Raw genomic sequence first — 15239 nt, forward strand, 5'->3', positions numbered from 1 at the left:
TACCAGAAAATCTCCTTAGCTTTCACTAATGGTTCATGAATCTATCATAAAGATTAATTTCCAAGTCTAACAATCCCTTCTTAGCTTCCAATCCGCCGGCATATCCGACCAGCTTATGGTTGCTGCCAATGACACGATGACAAGGAACAAATATTGAAATAGCATTCGCTCCATTGGCAGTTGCCACTGCGCGAACTGCCTTTGAATTTCCCAGTTTTTGTGACAACTCACCATAAGATACGGTTTTACCGTAAGGGATATTCAGCAATTCCTGCCATACTGATTTCTGAAAATCCGTTCCTATAAAGAGTAATGGGATGTCGAATGCCTTCCTTTTGCGGGCGAAATACTCTTCCAACTGAAGAATTGCTTTTGCAATTACTTCAGAACCTTGCGTGCAGTAATCGGCATGCAGTGCCTTTTGCAGTCGTTTGTCGATTACCTCCCGGCGTTTTTCATTCACCCAGTCACACATACAAAGTTTACCCTCGAAGGAACCAAATATCAACTCACCATAGGGAGATTGATAATACTGAACCTGAATCATTTCCATATACTCACCATTTATATATTACTATATGAATCAACCTCTCTATCATATGTTTACAAAAGTAAGTATTTACCTCAAATGCGACAACTATCTCTACTACAATTTCCGTATTCATCACTTCGGAAATATACTCGCGGAACGGACTCCATAATCATAACAATTCACCCGTTCGCCGGAAGACATACCAAACAGGACATCCAGACTTCGCTGAATGTCCTGCTCATAAAGTACCTTATTTGCAACGTTTCTGCCAGTATAGGTAGAAAGTTTCAGCCTTTGCCCGGAAAAGCATCATTGTCTAATGTGTGCTTATACCCTTTATCCGCCTATCATCACCGTCGGACATCCGGCAGCTATCGTGCCACCATGTGCGGTGCTATCACCCATACGGGCTGCAGGTCTGCCACCTATCATTACAGTGGATGAACCTTTTATTATTGTATCCGGCGGTCCCACGCAGACGCACATGTCACCTACGACGGCTGCTGGCATTTTCCCTATTAAAACATTCGGCACACTGGGACCGACTATCGGTCCGCCCACATGCGGTATCGGCGAGGGAAACGCCGGGGTCTGCATGGGGCAGGTGTGCATATCAGTTATTCTTGCTGCTGGAGGCATAATTTTCAAATTAAAAGTTATAAATTAAAAATCCATTTCCTAATTGTCCATTAGTTTATCATGACCATTCCGCCTTTAACAGTAGTTTGGCCCGAAGCTGAAAGTTCCGCCTTGGCGTTGCCTTTAACAGCTGCACTCACTTTAGCCTGCATGTTCACGTTCAGTCCTTCCAGACTGACATCCTGCTTGGCCGTGGCGCTGAATTTTGAAGTGGCATCCATTGTGATGGCACCTTTCGCTTTCAGTGTGATATCTTTTGCCGACGAAAAGGAAATACCGCTACTGTTCATCACAATCTCGTTCTTGTTCTGGTCGGTCAGCTTGATATGCTTGTCGTCGTCACTGATTTCCACTGTGTTTTTTCCAGGAGTAGAAATCTTTACCATCTTCTTTTCCTCATTGAATTCTATCCGCATCTTCTCACGGGTGACGATGGCTTTCGTATTATTCTTCGCCTCGTATTCATAAGGCGGTTTGTGCCTCTCACCATACACCCCGCCCAATATGATGGGATGCCCGGGGTCTTCATTCATAAAGCCCACCACCACTTCATCATCCGGTTCGGGCAGGAAGAAGTTACCTGATGCGTTTGTGGCGTACACAGTGGAGAGTCTTGCCCAAAGCAGCTTGTTCTTTCCATCCATGGCAATTCTATCTGAATACGGTATTCTTTCAACGGATCGCCGTCCAGTTTCCTCACCACTGCCGCATGAAGTCCCTGCAAACCGGGCAAAAAGCCGGAAGCGGAAGGCGATACCACATCCGTTTCATCAGTAATGTTCAGGGATGAAACGCCTGCACCCGCTTCGGTCGTCCATTCGTTGTTCTCGATGGTATGCGTCACTAAGCCGACAAACAGATTGCCATTGAATCGCTTGCCCAAACCTTTCAGTTCAATGATGCAGCCGGGCACCACTTTGGCGGAACCACAAAACCTGCACGATCCTTGATAACGTGCCAATCCAGCTTTCAACGCCATGCCATCCGCCCATTGCTTCAACGCTTTTTCGTCTGTAGGAGCATCGGTTTGCAACAAAAAGCTATCGCCTATGGCAATGTTCTTCGGCTGCAAGTCCCCTTGCTTATTGAGCGAGGGGGAACTAGCAGACACTTTCACAGCTTTCTGTGTGGCCGGATCCCAAGACATCGCTTCATATTGCGTAAACTGGTCATCAGCGGACAGTTCAAGGTCAAAAGTAGTCAAGTCGACACCATAAGTTACAGTCAGTACAGGCGACGTACTCACATCGGGCTTCTTCACCTTTATCTTACCACCATCAGTAAAGATAAACAGGCCATTGGCATCGGCACGCGAAAGGGCAAAATCCCAATCGGAACAATAATACTGTACCAGCGTGGGGTACTGATAGGGTGTGGAGTCTACTTCCACACTACCGTAAGCTGACAATACTTCTTTAATGATGTCACAGTCCTTCTTCTTTTCAAAGATGCGATTCTTACGTCCTTGCGTGGCAGAATAGGCATGGTCACGGCACTCCACTAACATATAGGAATGAAAGTCCTTATCAGTAATGATGCGTAACCCGATAATCATACCATCGAACAGTATATTTTCCTTTTCAATATCGCCTACTTCCAGACGGATAGCATTACCCGGCTTGAAAAGGTCGGCATCACTCTCGTCGAAGGTCTGCTTATTCATATTTCCGGCATTAAATTTCAATGTTGCTTTACCGATGCGGTTCAGTTCCAAATGCACCGTAGCAGCAACCAAGGTGTACTCATTTCCCAGTTTGTTTCCGTTACAATAAACGGAACAGGTCAGTACGCGGTCTTTGTTTACAGAAGGCGATTCACTCATAATCTTAATTATTTTTTAATAACGGAAGCAAGATCTTTGTGCTGTCAGGCACATTCCTGTAACCGTTCAGGTTATTAAATCGGACTATTTCATCCTCTTTATATGATTCATTTGTATTAGACTCAATGGACGAGAACAAAAATAATGGGAAATGGAGGAATCTAAATTCTAAAATCAATAAACTAAAATAAATAATTTTATAGCACTGATATTTAGAATATTAAAGATTAAAAGGCATCCTTAATTTTACGATTTCATACTTTTTTTGATGATATGAAGGTACATAAAAACAGATACGCCCACTAAAATAAAGTTTTAGTGGGCGCACTTATTATAAAAATATCTTTATCGGCAATCTACTTATTGAGCAGTAAACTCAATCACGTGACTCTGAGTCGTAGCCAAACCGAATACATTCAAACCGACTTTCATCAGATAATCACCGGAAAAAACTTTTCCGTTAGACCCTAACTTTGAAGTAACCGAAGGCATCAGATTGATTTCTTCTACTTTATACTGCTTATTCGGATCCAGACCTTGTAATTTCACTGCCATCAGTTTCTCCTGAAAGCGGGGATGGATATCGTAAGCAAACAGTACTGCTTTGTTGGTATCTTTACTCACATAGTTCAATGCCATATGATTTCCCTCATAAGGAGAAACTAAACGATACTGGTCACCATCCATAATAGCATTCTGCAGGCGTTTCCAATTGGCAACGGCTGTCTGGGAATAAGCCAGTTCGTCAGCAGTAAGTTCTTTCAGACCGATATCGAAACCAAGTTTACACATAGAGGCCACATCGGTACGAAATTTCACGGAAGTCGCCTTGTTCCAACTGGTCACATGAGCATCCATAGCTTTTGCCGGGAAGAATTGAGAGAAGCCCCACTGGATATAGATACGTTCTACAGGATCCGTATTATCGCTGCACCAGAACTCGGTAAAATATTTCAGTGCTTCATAATCGCAACGGGCACCACCACCGGAGCAAAGCATCATCGGGACATCAGGATAATTCTCCTTCACACGTTTCAGAACATTATAAATACCACGGACATGGTCAATATACAACTGCCCCTGTTTATTCTTCAGATACGGGGAATAGATATTGGTAATAGGGCTGTTGCAATCCCATTTGAAAAAAGCAACTTCCGGGTTCTCTTTCATTATATTCTCTACAACACTATACACATAGTCCTGCACTTTCGGATTGCTAAGGTCAAGCACCAACTGGTTACGATAATAATACGTATCGCGATTAGGCAGCATGATCGCCCAATCCGGATGTTTCTCGAAGAGTTCACTCTTGGGATTCACCATTTCAGGCTCAATCCAGATACCGAACTTCACATCTGCATCTTTGGCAGCTTTCACCAGAGCCGGAATACCGCCGGGCAATTTATTATGATTCACATCCCAGTCTCCCAAACCCGCATGATCATTTTTACGGGGATATTTGTTCGCAAACCACCCGTCGTCCAATAAGAACATATCTACACCCAGATGTTTGGCTTCCTTCATTAATTCAGCCAGTATCTCCTGATTAAAGTTAAAGCCTGTATTTTCCCAGTTATTCAGAAGAGTCAGACGACTGCCTTTACCATCTTTCAAACTATAGTTACGTGCCCACTCATGGAGATTCCGGCTACCTTTCCCAGCGCCGTCATTGCTTAAAGTGAAGATAAATTCAGGGGTAGTAAACACTTCATTCGGTTTCAACTCATAGTTCGAAGCATAAGGATTGATGCCAGGGATTACGCGAAGGTTTCCTACATTGTCTACCTCAAAAGTGAAACGGAAATTACCGGTCCAGCCCAATGTACCCATCAATACGCTTCCCTGATGTTCGCTGACCGGTTGATCCAGTCCTACTTCAAAGAAAGGATGCGTATGCATGGCGGCACGACTCCCCAACTTCGTATCGATCACTTTCTTACCGAACTGTAGCTGTTGGCTGCTCATTTGTGCTTCCTTCGCCCAGTCACTACTAAACTCAGTCAGGTAATAAGCTGAATTATTGAAATAAAGCATGGTAGAGGCATAGGTCGAAAGCATTACAGGCTTCTTCTCCTGATGTATGATTTCGCTCCAAGTTTTGATAACGTTTTCCTTCGGATAAGCCACATAATGCAGAGTGACATCTACCGGATACTTGTCGTCACGCAGATTAATCACAGTCTCCATACCGCCTTCAACCGCCTTAGAGGAAGAAGAAACATAATACAGGATAGTGGACGGATTGCCATCGTTATGAGTAATAGCAATGGCCGGTTCAAAGTAATCTTCATTACCCGAACCACTATATACTTCCCAACCACGCCGGCTTACACTACCATCGGCACCTGCATGGATACTCCAGCTGAAATTATTCAAATCCTGTTCATGCAGTAGTCTCTCACCTAAATAAGTTTGATACAGACGACCATTATCGCCTACCTGAAGCACCAGGTCAGTGTTGTCCGTAGAAATGCGGATCGTTTTGTTTTCCGCTGCATGAGTATACGATAAAGTAGCGCATGCAAAAAGGGTTACAAGTAAATTTTTCATGGTATACAATCAATTTAGTTACAAAAATATATTAATTTAAATTAGAATGAAAGACTTGCACTGAATTCCAGCGTAAACGGACGCAAATAGTTACCACTCATATAATGGTCTTTAAACTTGCCTGCTTCTTCCTTACCCAACAGTTCTGCACCATTAATCGTGCCGCTGGCACCTTTCTGATTCAGGAAGTTCACTACCGTTGCACCCAGTGAGAGATGTTTATTCACTTTCCAGTTAATTCCACCGAAAGTTTCCCAGCGGCCATTGAAATAGAGGACATTGATCAGATTGGCATATGTCTTACCAAAGTAACTGAAGCTAAGCCACAGACGTAAATCGGGCGTTATGTTATAACTGGGATCTATTTCAGCCAATACCTGGGGAATTTCCTTCACAATATTACCGTTGGCATTCAGATCGGACACTCCTTCAAATGGAGATTTAATGAAGTAGTTATTATAAGTGGGCTTCTGGTAAGTGAACAGGGCATGCAAATGAAAACCTTTGAAGGGATTGATTTCAGCAGAAGTAGTCCAGCCCAATGTCTTGATATCGTAAATCAACAAAGTGGTCTTGGATTGCGTTGTTCCCGGCTTGGTTACATTCTGCTGGTCTATGTTATTCGACTTAGAGATATAGGTAATCATAGAAGTCAGGTTTATCCAGTCATTCTGATAGAATAATCCACCACGCAACAAGGGGATGGTCACACGCTTATACTGTTCCTCAGTTGGGCCGGTTCCTGCATATTCATTAATGCGCGGAAAACGGGTAGCAATAGTTCCATCAGCAGTAAGCCCGAAGTTCCTGGTCAGTTTGTAAGTAAATTGTGCCGTTGCAGCATAATTCAACTTATCTTTTACCACTTTATGCGGCTGTATCTTTTCAGTAGAAAGCACATTCCCTTCATTGTCCGTATATTCATGGGTATCACCAATATGGAAACCAGAATAACGGCTGTAAGGAATCTGGTCGGCAGACATACGATAATATTCCAGGCGAGCCCCGTAGTAGACTGTGAATTTCGGGCTTACCTGCCAATTGTCCGTAAAGTAAGCAGCCAGTTTATTCTCAGTCCCTTTCGTGTACTCAGGGCTCAGTTCATTGAATCCTCTGAATTTACTGGTACTTCCGTCAGCTTCCACCCGGTTCAGTATCTGCGGATATTCGGTGACGGTTCCCGTCCATTGAAAAGAAGAAGATTGATAATTCAAGTGATAAAACCATTCATTCAACCCCAGACGTACATCATGGTTACCGACTTTCTTTTTCAACTCAGAGGTTAGCAATACATTCTTCACCTTTCCAAGGTGCAACCAGGTACGTCTACCTTCCACCAATCCGGTATAGGCATCTTTCGAACCATCCAGAAAAAGACCATCTTCCTCAGTTGCTTCACTGATATTACTACCGCCGAAATCTACATAATTTGCTTCAGGAGCATTCATAAACTTGGCATTGAATATCCAATTCAGATTATTATGGAAAGTATAATCAAACAGCATAGCTACTTCATGCGCTCTATTCCCCGTGAAGTCACCGAAGCGCCCGCTCTTCATCTTTCCATCCATTACGTCCATATATTGAAAGCGTCCACCTTCGGGAGCATATGAAGAAGTCCCCAACTTGAACCCCGAAATTTCTTTTACGCTGCCATCTCCCACATAAATGAACGGAGCAGCATTAATCATCGAACCGAGTGCATTACTTTTCGAGAATTTATAAATAACGGAGAATTTTCCACGATTGTTATTGAAAAGGCGGGTCAGCCCGGCATGATACAATTGGGTGCGGTCACTGAAGTTTTCAAACTTAGGGGCGAAACTACCCGGATCGAAATTCTGATAAATGCTCGCTGTATACAGCCAACGATCTCCGATGCCACCGGACACATTCATGTCCACATTCTGCCATCCGAAGTGATTGGTATGATAATTCAAGACTCCCTTAAACTCCTTCTGTCCCAATTTAGAGAAAGAATTTACGGAATAAGCAATATTTCCGGTAGCAATAGCAGATTCGGACGGTGTCATTAATCCGACTTCACCCAGGCTGGCATCGCTGCGCCAGTGAGTAGCCAACTTGTGCACAGCCGAAGAATATACGGCGGGCAATCCGTTCTCATACACATTCACATCTTCACTGGGAAGTCCGATCTGGATTTCACGAGGCTTGTTAGCATCCGAAGCATTCAGCATCACATTGCGTTCGCTTCCTTCCGTCTTCTTACTACTGATGGTGTCATTCTCCACCGGACTATTTGCTATCGCAGTAGTAGCGAATAACAAAGCTGCCAATACAACATAAGAAAAGAGACTTACTTTCATAATATTAATAGGATTTAAAATTAAACTCTTTGCCAAAGGATCGGATGGAAATACATCCTTTATCTTTCAACGAGGGCAAAGTTAGAAGGTATTATTATGCACTGTTGCCACAAGTAGTCGTCAGGTAGATTGAAGTGAAGTAGCACACGTCATTATCACACTGATTATAAACATATTACAGGTATTCATTTTATAAAAGCAGGTAGATGTATCCGTTTGCTAAAAACTTTTAATATCTTTGTATTTGTCTACTTTAAATGAATATACCCTATGAAAAGATACTTGTTATCAGGATTATTTCTACTATTTATGCTTGTACCTTTTCGTGCAGCGAATAAAACGGACTTATCCAATGAATTGGAATCAGCTTTAAAACAGCGCAACCAATACTCGCTCCAAAAGGAAACCCGGATTGACAGCCTAAAACATTTGCTATATCCGGCAATGGATAAAAATGAACGCTTCCGATTATACAATGCCATTTATGAAGAGTACTATACATATCGTTTCGATTCGGCCATGCTCTATGTAGACAGGGAAGAACAAGTGGCCATGCAACTTTCAAATCCTACTTATCGCAATCTGAGCATCATTCACCGTTCAGTACTTCTTTCCACTTCAGGCTATTTCAGCGAATCCATTCAGAATCTGGCACAAATAGACTCACGCACTTTAGATGCTCCGTCAAAGATAGAATACTATGTCGCCTGTGAATGGGCTTACAGTATGTGGGCCGAATACTCCAATGATAAAGTATATGCCCCCCGCTATTATGAAAAAGAGATGCTCTATCAGGATTCTCTAATCAGCGTACTGCCCGTCGGTTCGTCATTACACGACTACTGGAAAGGAGAAAATCTCTATCGTCACCAAAGATATCCCGAAGCGAAAGAATACTACCAAAAAGCACTGGAAGGAGTTCCCGTAAATGTTCGTCTTTATGCTATGGTTACTTACGGTCTGGCATTAGTACATTCTAAATTAGGGAATTGGGACGAATACGAGCATTATCTGATCAAAGCTGCTATTTCGGATCAGGTATGCCCGCTTAAGGAAAACCTGGCTCTGCAGGAACTTGCCTTATATATCTTTAAAAATAAAAGTGGAGAAGTATCGCGTGCTAACCGCTACCTGAATTATTCCATGGAAGACGCACAGTTTTATAACAATCGTCTCCGCATGCTCGAGATAGCGAAGAAATTCCCTTCTATCGTACTGTCTTATCAGGAACAGAACCTTATTAAAAGTAAACGACTACAATGGTCACTGATATGTATCAGTATATTATCTATCGGACTAGTTATTTCCCTGATCTATATTTACCGGCAAATGCACCAACTTCATAAACGCAGAGAGATACTGGCGGATATGAATCAGGCATTACAGCATCTGAATAAAGCATTAGTAGAGACCAATCATACACGTGAAGAATATGTAAGCCTGTTCATGGATCTGTGTGCTGCCTATATAGATAAACTGAATAAATACCAGGATTTGGTAAAACGCAAAGTGAAAGCAAAACAAACGGATGATCTTTTGAAGTTAGTCAATACCACTAAACTATCAGACACCGATGCGAAAGAATTCTTTGTAAACTTCGATACTGCATTTCTGAACTTATACCCCAAATTTATAGAAGAATTTAATGCATTATTACGAGAAGGTGAAGAAATCATTCCTAAAAGAGGAGAGATATTGAATACGGAGCTCCGTATATTTGCATTGATACGTATGGGGATTAAAGATAGCTCTAAGATAGCCACCCTCCTGTTCTATTCGCCACAAACTATTTACAATCATCGGAGCGTAGTAAAAAATAAGGCTAAGATGAGAGATAGTTTTGAAAAGCAGGTGGAGGAACTTTGTGCAGTAATGTAAAATCGTCGATAATATAAAACAAGACACTTTTTCTGTAAAAAAGGACGTGTACACATTGCCCCTTCAAATACTTCTGTTACTTTTGCCTACAAATACAATATAACTACTAGAAAACTATTATTTTATGAAAAAGCTATTCTATTTTGTCATTCTGGCATGTATTTCATATGCATGTTCCTCAGATTCAGATTTCACCCCGGAAGATGAAACTCCTTCTGATGTCTATGAACTCAAAGCTATTCCTGACAAGGAAGTCATTTTCAAAACCTACCCGGCAAATATGAAGCAAATTCTTGGTGCGGGCTACGATGTTACCGCTGATTACTTAAGTCCCGAAGCCATAAAAGCTCCCATAATAGATTTGGAGAAGTTAGAAAACAACGATGAAGATAATATCTATCGTATGCGGGCAAATGCTTCCGAACCCAGAGACTACGCTGGAGAAAATGCAACAACGTTCCTGACCGACATGACCAATAACCTAATACTGGGAGACATAAATTCCAGGAATGCTCTATCGATCGGTACCATTCTCAAGCACAAAGAGTTCGAATCTGACTACAACCATTCTTCACAATATTCTTTTGCTTCCAGTGAACAGCTATTTACGGCGGAACGCTGGTACTTTTCGTTCTTCTATAACTCAGAGAAATATAAATACAGATACCTTACGCAGGAGTTTGAAAATGATGTTGCCAGTCTGACAGCAGAAGATATCATAAATAAATATGGCACACACCTTTTAGTGGACGTCGGCATAGGGGCACGATTCAGAGGACTTTTCCGGACAGCAGTGCCTACAGCGACATCGGCTGCCAGCAGTGCAAGAATCACCTTACTCAGCGCTTTGACAAAAATAGGCCAGCAAGGTCTCTTTACCGGAAGCGGTGTCGGCGGGTGGGAAGAAGAAGTGGCACAAAGCATAGGAGGCCAGCTTATACTGGAATTCTATGGAGGAAATACAAGCCTATTGACTTCACAGCCGATAACCGATGGCTTCAATGCCTGGTGGAAGTCCTTCAATGAAGAAAATTATACCTTGACTAAAATCACTCAAGACAAAGTTCTTCCTATTTATGAACTGATAGCGGATGCCACCAAAAGAAAACAAGTGAAAGATGCCATAGAAAAATATATTTCCAACCAAAAGTTATCATCTGTTTCCACAACTCCGTTACTTCAGGCTTGGAATGGCAAAAATCACACATACGATACATCTTATTTAGATATTGCAGTGCACTCCAACAGAAAATATGAAGGAGCCGTTTGTTCCATCTACAAACAGCAAAGAACACATACCGTGCCTCTGTATTTATATAGCAACGGACAAAAACAACGTTTATCCGTAGAGCCATTACAAGCAGACGCCGGATGGCAACTGGAAAAAGAACTGGGATATGTATATACTTCACCTGTAGACGGAGCCATTCCTCTATACGAAGCAGCAAATGAAAATGATTATTGTTACACTACAGAAGACAAACAGGAATATGGAATAGCAGGAAGTTGGAAGAAAACAGGTATTGTATGCTACACAATGCCCTTATAATACCAAATTAGTTGCCATATAAATGAATCTCCTTTATCATTACCATATCAGAATAGTAATGATAAAGGAGAAAACAATCTAATTGTAACCTTTCAGGTAGTTACTCCAACCGACTCTTAAAAGCATAAGGTAATTCCGGCATAGCCCCACTCTGTGTACAAACATAAGCAGAAACTTCTACGGCCAGTTTATGTGCTTCAGGAACAGGTTTTCCACTAAGTATGGCAGATGTGAAAGCAGCAGTAAATGAATCACCCGCTCCCACAGTATCGGCAACAGGAACTGTCGGTGTGTCCTGATAAGATACTACACCAGGAGTAAATACATAGCTGCCATTGGTTCCACAAGTCAGAATCAGCATCTTCAGATTGTATTTAGCCAGAAGTATCCAGCATTTATCCTGTAAATCGATACCCGGATAACCAAAGATGCGACTGATTGTCACCAATTCCTCATCATTGATTTTAAGGATATTGCAACGACGCATAGATTCGCAAAGAATCTCCTTCGTATAAAATCCCTGGCGAAGATTAATATCGAAAATCTTAATCTGATCTTCTCCGTCAGGCATTGTATCCAAAAAGCGCTGGATAGTAGCCCGACTCACAGGACTGCGTTGAGCCAGAGAACCGAAACAAACAGCACGGGTAGAAAGAGCCAGCCGTTTCAAATCGTCCGTAAAAGGAATATTATCCCAAGCTACCCCCTCTTTAATTTCATAACAAGGTACACCGACAGCATCAAGAGTAACCTGTACCGTACCCGTAGGGTAATCCACCTGTTCTATCTGGCAAGTCAGCTTCTTTTGAGCAAAAACATCCAATATTTCCCGTCCATCAGCATCACGCCCTACAGCACTTACGACACGACTGTCAAAACCAAACTGTGATACATGATAAGCGAAATTGGCAGGTGCACCACCTATTTTCTTTCCTTCGGGCAGCACATCCCAAAGTGCTTCACCCATTCCAACGATTGTATTCATATATAAATAAGTTGTTACTCTCCGAAAAGAGATTGATTTAAACCATTAATAAATTATTTGTCCCATATTGATTTACCCCCAAATACTTGTAGATCCTTAATATCAATATTATTCCCCCAGAAATGAAATCCTTCCTTATTATTCTTATCCGGCTTTCTAACCATTGAAAATGAATATGCTCCGTTATCGACAAACACTTCAATAGAAGTTCTGTCTATATATATATCGGCAGTTATTTCCATACTTGTCATATCATCAGGAGAGTAGAACACGCCATTTATTGTATTCGGATTAAGATCGTAAGTAAGCATTTGCTGGCCAAACAAATTAAATCCGGCACTAGTTGCATGAGACAACTTGAATGTGGTTTTAATTCTAAGGTAATCTGCATTTTCAAATTCTTTCAGCAACTCATTGGCTTCATTTGCCTTGAGAGAATTCCATTGACGGAGAGGCGTAAACAACTGCTCGGATTCCTTAATCGGGACATTAAATAATCTTGGTCCATCTTTAGTAGTCCGAAGGGTAAGCTCCGTTGGCAAACACATCATACCATTAAAAGGCATTCCCGGATGACTGATTCGCCCCCACCCTATTTGAATACGTCGTCCGTCGGGCATATTGGTAAATGTCTGCGCAGCATATATAGAGCCTGTTGTATATTGATATTTTCCCATTTCCGGTTTAAAAACTTTCCCATTGAACGAACCAAGCATATAGGTGCCTGTGGCACCATACATCACCCACTTCGTATTATTCGGATCTCCATCAATAGGCAATTCAAACAACTCAGGACATTCCCAAAATCCGGTTATATGGCTTTGATAAGTCCACTCTTTCAAATTGGAAGAAATGTAAATAGAGTGTCCATCACGTTCATTCAGCACCATAACCCAGTGCTTACCGGGTTTATACCAGAATACTTTCGGATCACGCGTATCTATACTATTCCAGATATGCTTCGAATCAATCACAGGATTCTCCGGATATTTGGTAAAAGTACGCCCATTGTCAAGACTATATGCTATACATTGCACTTGCTTATCCGGGCTGGCAGCTGTATAAGCCACTATCATGGCAGGAACATTATCTCTATTATACCCTGCAGTATTTTCATAATCTGTCACTGCTGATCCTGAATACATTGTACCTAAATGATCTGGATAAAGAGCATCCGGTAGTTCTTCCCAATGAATTAAGTCTTTGCTTACAGCATGTCCCCAGTGCATATTTTCCCAGTCGCGTTCATAGGGATTATGCTGATAAAACAAATGATACTCTCCATCATGGTATATCAGCCCGTTAGGGTCATTTATCCAGCCACGGCGAGTAGTAAAATGGAATTGCGGACGGTTCGTTTCCCGATAAAGGCTGTCATGTCCGGCTATAAAATCATCCTGGTATATTTTACTTAACCCCTTTTCATCTCCCTCATAACTTATCCTTATTGTTTTACCTTTAAGATCGGAAACATCTTTAAACACCCAATAATCAGCTTCGCCGGATGCCAGACGGATCACTACCGACAAATCGGGCTTACCTTCCGATTTAAAAGTCATTTTCGCCCTTTCCTGTTTATGAGAAACAGGAAAATTCAGATACTTTTTGTTGATTTTCAATTCAATGTCACCAGAAAACGCCCAATTACACGAAAGTAAAAATGCGCCGGTCAATAATAGTCTTAAGATTAACTTCATACTGCAATTTTCCTTTAAAGTTATTTCTTTATCTTCAGAGTATAATACAGCAGGTAAAGCACACCGACTGTCATTACCGCTACTGCACCGCTTTGTCCTACCGCATCACTAGCCAATCCCATTGCCAACGGAAACACCGTTCCACCAAAAAGGCCCATAATCATCAGACCGGAAACTTCGTTCTTCTTGCCCGGCATATACAGCAATGCCTGCGAAAAGACAATCGAGAATATATTTGAGTTACCATAACCTATCAATGCAATGCAAATATAAATAGATGTTTTTGAATGAAAAACAAAAAGCCCTATCATTGCCAATAACATCATAAAACTACTGATAGCAAAGAACGATTTGGCATTCATCTTTCTCAAAATGAAAGACCCTGTAAAGCAACCTGCCGTACGGAATATAAAATAAAGGCTGGTAGCAAACGCAGCATCATCCAATCCCATACCCAAGCGTTCCATTAAAATCTTAGGTGCGGTAGTATTCGTGCCCACATCAATTCCTACATGACACATAATGCCGATAAAAGATAGCAGAATAAACGGTTTGCCCAATAGAGCTAAACACTGACCAAATGTAGAAGGTTTGCCTTCTTCTTTTTCTTCAGCGATCTGTGTCTGCCCTAATAGTAAAACAGCGATTACAGCAATGACCATATAAATAGGGAATAGCACCCGCCAGCCCAGACCAAAGGATGGAATAGCTTGCGTAGCTCCCCACATGGCAATGTAAGGTGCAAGAAACGAGGCTATCGCTTTCACAAACTGTCCAAAGGTTAGACTACTTGCCAGACGATCACCTCTGACAATATTGGGAAGTAACGGATTCAGTGAAGTCTGCATAAGCGCGTTGCCGATACCTAATAAAGAGAAAGAAATCAGCATAAGCGTATAACTATCACCGAAAACCGGTAATAATAAAGAAGCAAAGGTCACCAGCAAACTAAGCAGTACCGTCTTTTTCTGTCCGATACGACTCATCAACATACCTGTCGGCACGGAAAAGATCAAAAACCAGAAGAAAACCAGCGAGGGAAAGATGTTAGCCTGAGAATCCGTCAGACCTAAATCAGCTTTTACATAATTGGAGGCAATGCCTACCAGATCAACAAATCCCATGGCGAAGAAACAAAGCATCACCGGGAAGAGCTTGGATAACGAAGAATTTGATTTCATGGTTGTATGGTATTAATTTAAGTATTTCTTGCTCGGGAAAGCACGTTGCAAAGGAAGCGAATACCACGACAACGGGATA

At 41.8% G+C, this 15239-nt stretch carries 9 protein-coding genes and 1 pseudogene; 2 read left to right on the forward strand and 8 right to left on the reverse strand.

Annotation, left to right across the window (positions count from 1 at the left end; all coding sequences use genetic code 11):
• Positions 1 to 25: 25 nt before the first annotated feature.
• From BACINT_RS14885 to BACINT_RS14905, 5 genes and pseudogenes are all read right to left on the reverse strand, one after another.
• The gene (locus BACINT_RS14885) at positions 26 to 553 is read right to left on the reverse strand and encodes a methylated-DNA--[protein]-cysteine S-methyltransferase (RefSeq protein WP_007664457.1); all 528 of its coding nucleotides are present in this window, start codon (positions 551 to 553) and stop codon (positions 26 to 28) included.
• 315 nt (positions 554 to 868) lie between these two features.
• Complete coding sequence (locus BACINT_RS23755) at positions 869 to 1171, reverse strand: PAAR domain-containing protein (protein WP_044155065.1); 303 nt, start codon at positions 1169 to 1171, stop codon at positions 869 to 871.
• 50 nt (positions 1172 to 1221) lie between these two features.
• Positions 1222 to 2993: pseudogene (vgrG, locus tag BACINT_RS14895) on the reverse strand (type VI secretion system tip protein VgrG).
• Between the two features lie 360 nt (positions 2994 to 3353).
• Positions 3354 to 5543, reverse strand: a complete 2190-nt coding sequence (locus BACINT_RS14900; protein ID WP_007664468.1) for an alpha-galactosidase — start codon at positions 5541 to 5543, stop codon at positions 3354 to 3356.
• Between the two features lie 41 nt (positions 5544 to 5584).
• The gene (locus BACINT_RS14905) at positions 5585 to 7870 is read right to left on the reverse strand and encodes a TonB-dependent receptor (protein WP_007664469.1); all 2286 of its coding nucleotides are present in this window, start codon (positions 7868 to 7870) and stop codon (positions 5585 to 5587) included.
• Between the two features lie 270 nt (positions 7871 to 8140).
• On the opposite strand from BACINT_RS14905, the gene BACINT_RS14910 reads away from it, so the two are divergent.
• Entirely contained in the window at positions 8141 to 9748 is a 1608-nt protein-coding gene (locus tag BACINT_RS14910) for a DUF6377 domain-containing protein (protein WP_044155068.1), read from the forward strand.
• 124 nt (positions 9749 to 9872) lie between these two features.
• Complete coding sequence (locus BACINT_RS14915) at positions 9873 to 11297, forward strand: MACPF domain-containing protein (RefSeq protein WP_007664471.1); 1425 nt, start codon at positions 9873 to 9875, stop codon at positions 11295 to 11297.
• A 100-nt stretch (positions 11298 to 11397) separates the two neighbouring features.
• On the opposite strand, the gene BACINT_RS14920 is transcribed toward BACINT_RS14915, so the two are convergent.
• The 3 genes from BACINT_RS14920 to BACINT_RS14930 are packed head-to-tail and all read right to left on the reverse strand — an operon-like array spanning position 11398 to position 15160.
• On the reverse strand, positions 11398 to 12282 hold the full coding sequence (locus tag BACINT_RS14920; protein ID WP_007664472.1) for a carbohydrate kinase family protein: 885 nt from the start codon (positions 12280 to 12282) through the stop codon (positions 11398 to 11400).
• A gap of 53 nt (positions 12283 to 12335) precedes the next feature.
• Positions 12336 to 13979 (reverse strand): glycoside hydrolase family 32 protein, encoded by a 1644-nt coding sequence (locus BACINT_RS14925; RefSeq protein WP_007664473.1) that lies wholly within the window; start codon positions 13977 to 13979, stop codon positions 12336 to 12338.
• 20 nt (positions 13980 to 13999) lie between these two features.
• Positions 14000 to 15160 (reverse strand): MFS transporter, encoded by a 1161-nt coding sequence (locus BACINT_RS14930; protein ID WP_044155069.1) that lies wholly within the window; start codon positions 15158 to 15160, stop codon positions 14000 to 14002.
• Positions 15161 to 15239: the final 79 nt, after the last annotated feature.

It is taken from the genome of Bacteroides intestinalis DSM 17393, assembly GCF_000172175.1.
GTDB classification, from domain to species: Bacteria; Bacteroidota; Bacteroidia; order Bacteroidales; family Bacteroidaceae; genus Bacteroides; species Bacteroides intestinalis.

What these genes read in the sequence shown, in the direction of transcription:
- BACINT_RS14920 (WP_007664472.1), bottom strand. Translation starts at nt 12,282, where the DNA reads ATGAATACAATCGTTGGAATGGGTGAAGCACTTTGGGATGTGCTGCCC.
- BACINT_RS14900 (WP_007664468.1), bottom strand. Translation starts at nt 5,543, where the DNA reads ATGAAAAATTTACTTGTAACCCTTTTTGCATGCGCTACTTTATCGTAT.
- BACINT_RS23755 (WP_044155065.1), bottom strand. Translation starts at nt 1,171, where the DNA reads ATGCCTCCAGCAGCAAGAATAACTGATATGCACACCTGCCCCATGCAG.
- BACINT_RS14930 (WP_044155069.1), bottom strand. Translation starts at nt 15,160, where the DNA reads ATGAAATCAAATTCTTCGTTATCCAAGCTCTTCCCGGTGATGCTTTGT.
- BACINT_RS14925 (WP_007664473.1), bottom strand. Translation starts at nt 13,979, where the DNA reads ATGAAGTTAATCTTAAGACTATTATTGACCGGCGCATTTTTACTTTCG.
- BACINT_RS14910 (WP_044155068.1), top strand. Translation starts at nt 8,141, where the DNA reads ATGAAAAGATACTTGTTATCAGGATTATTTCTACTATTTATGCTTGTA.
- BACINT_RS14885 (WP_007664457.1), bottom strand. Translation starts at nt 553, where the DNA reads ATGGAAATGATTCAGGTTCAGTATTATCAATCTCCCTATGGTGAGTTG.
- BACINT_RS14905 (WP_007664469.1), bottom strand. Translation starts at nt 7,870, where the DNA reads ATGAAAGTAAGTCTCTTTTCTTATGTTGTATTGGCAGCTTTGTTATTC.
- BACINT_RS14915 (WP_007664471.1), top strand. Translation starts at nt 9,873, where the DNA reads ATGAAAAAGCTATTCTATTTTGTCATTCTGGCATGTATTTCATATGCA.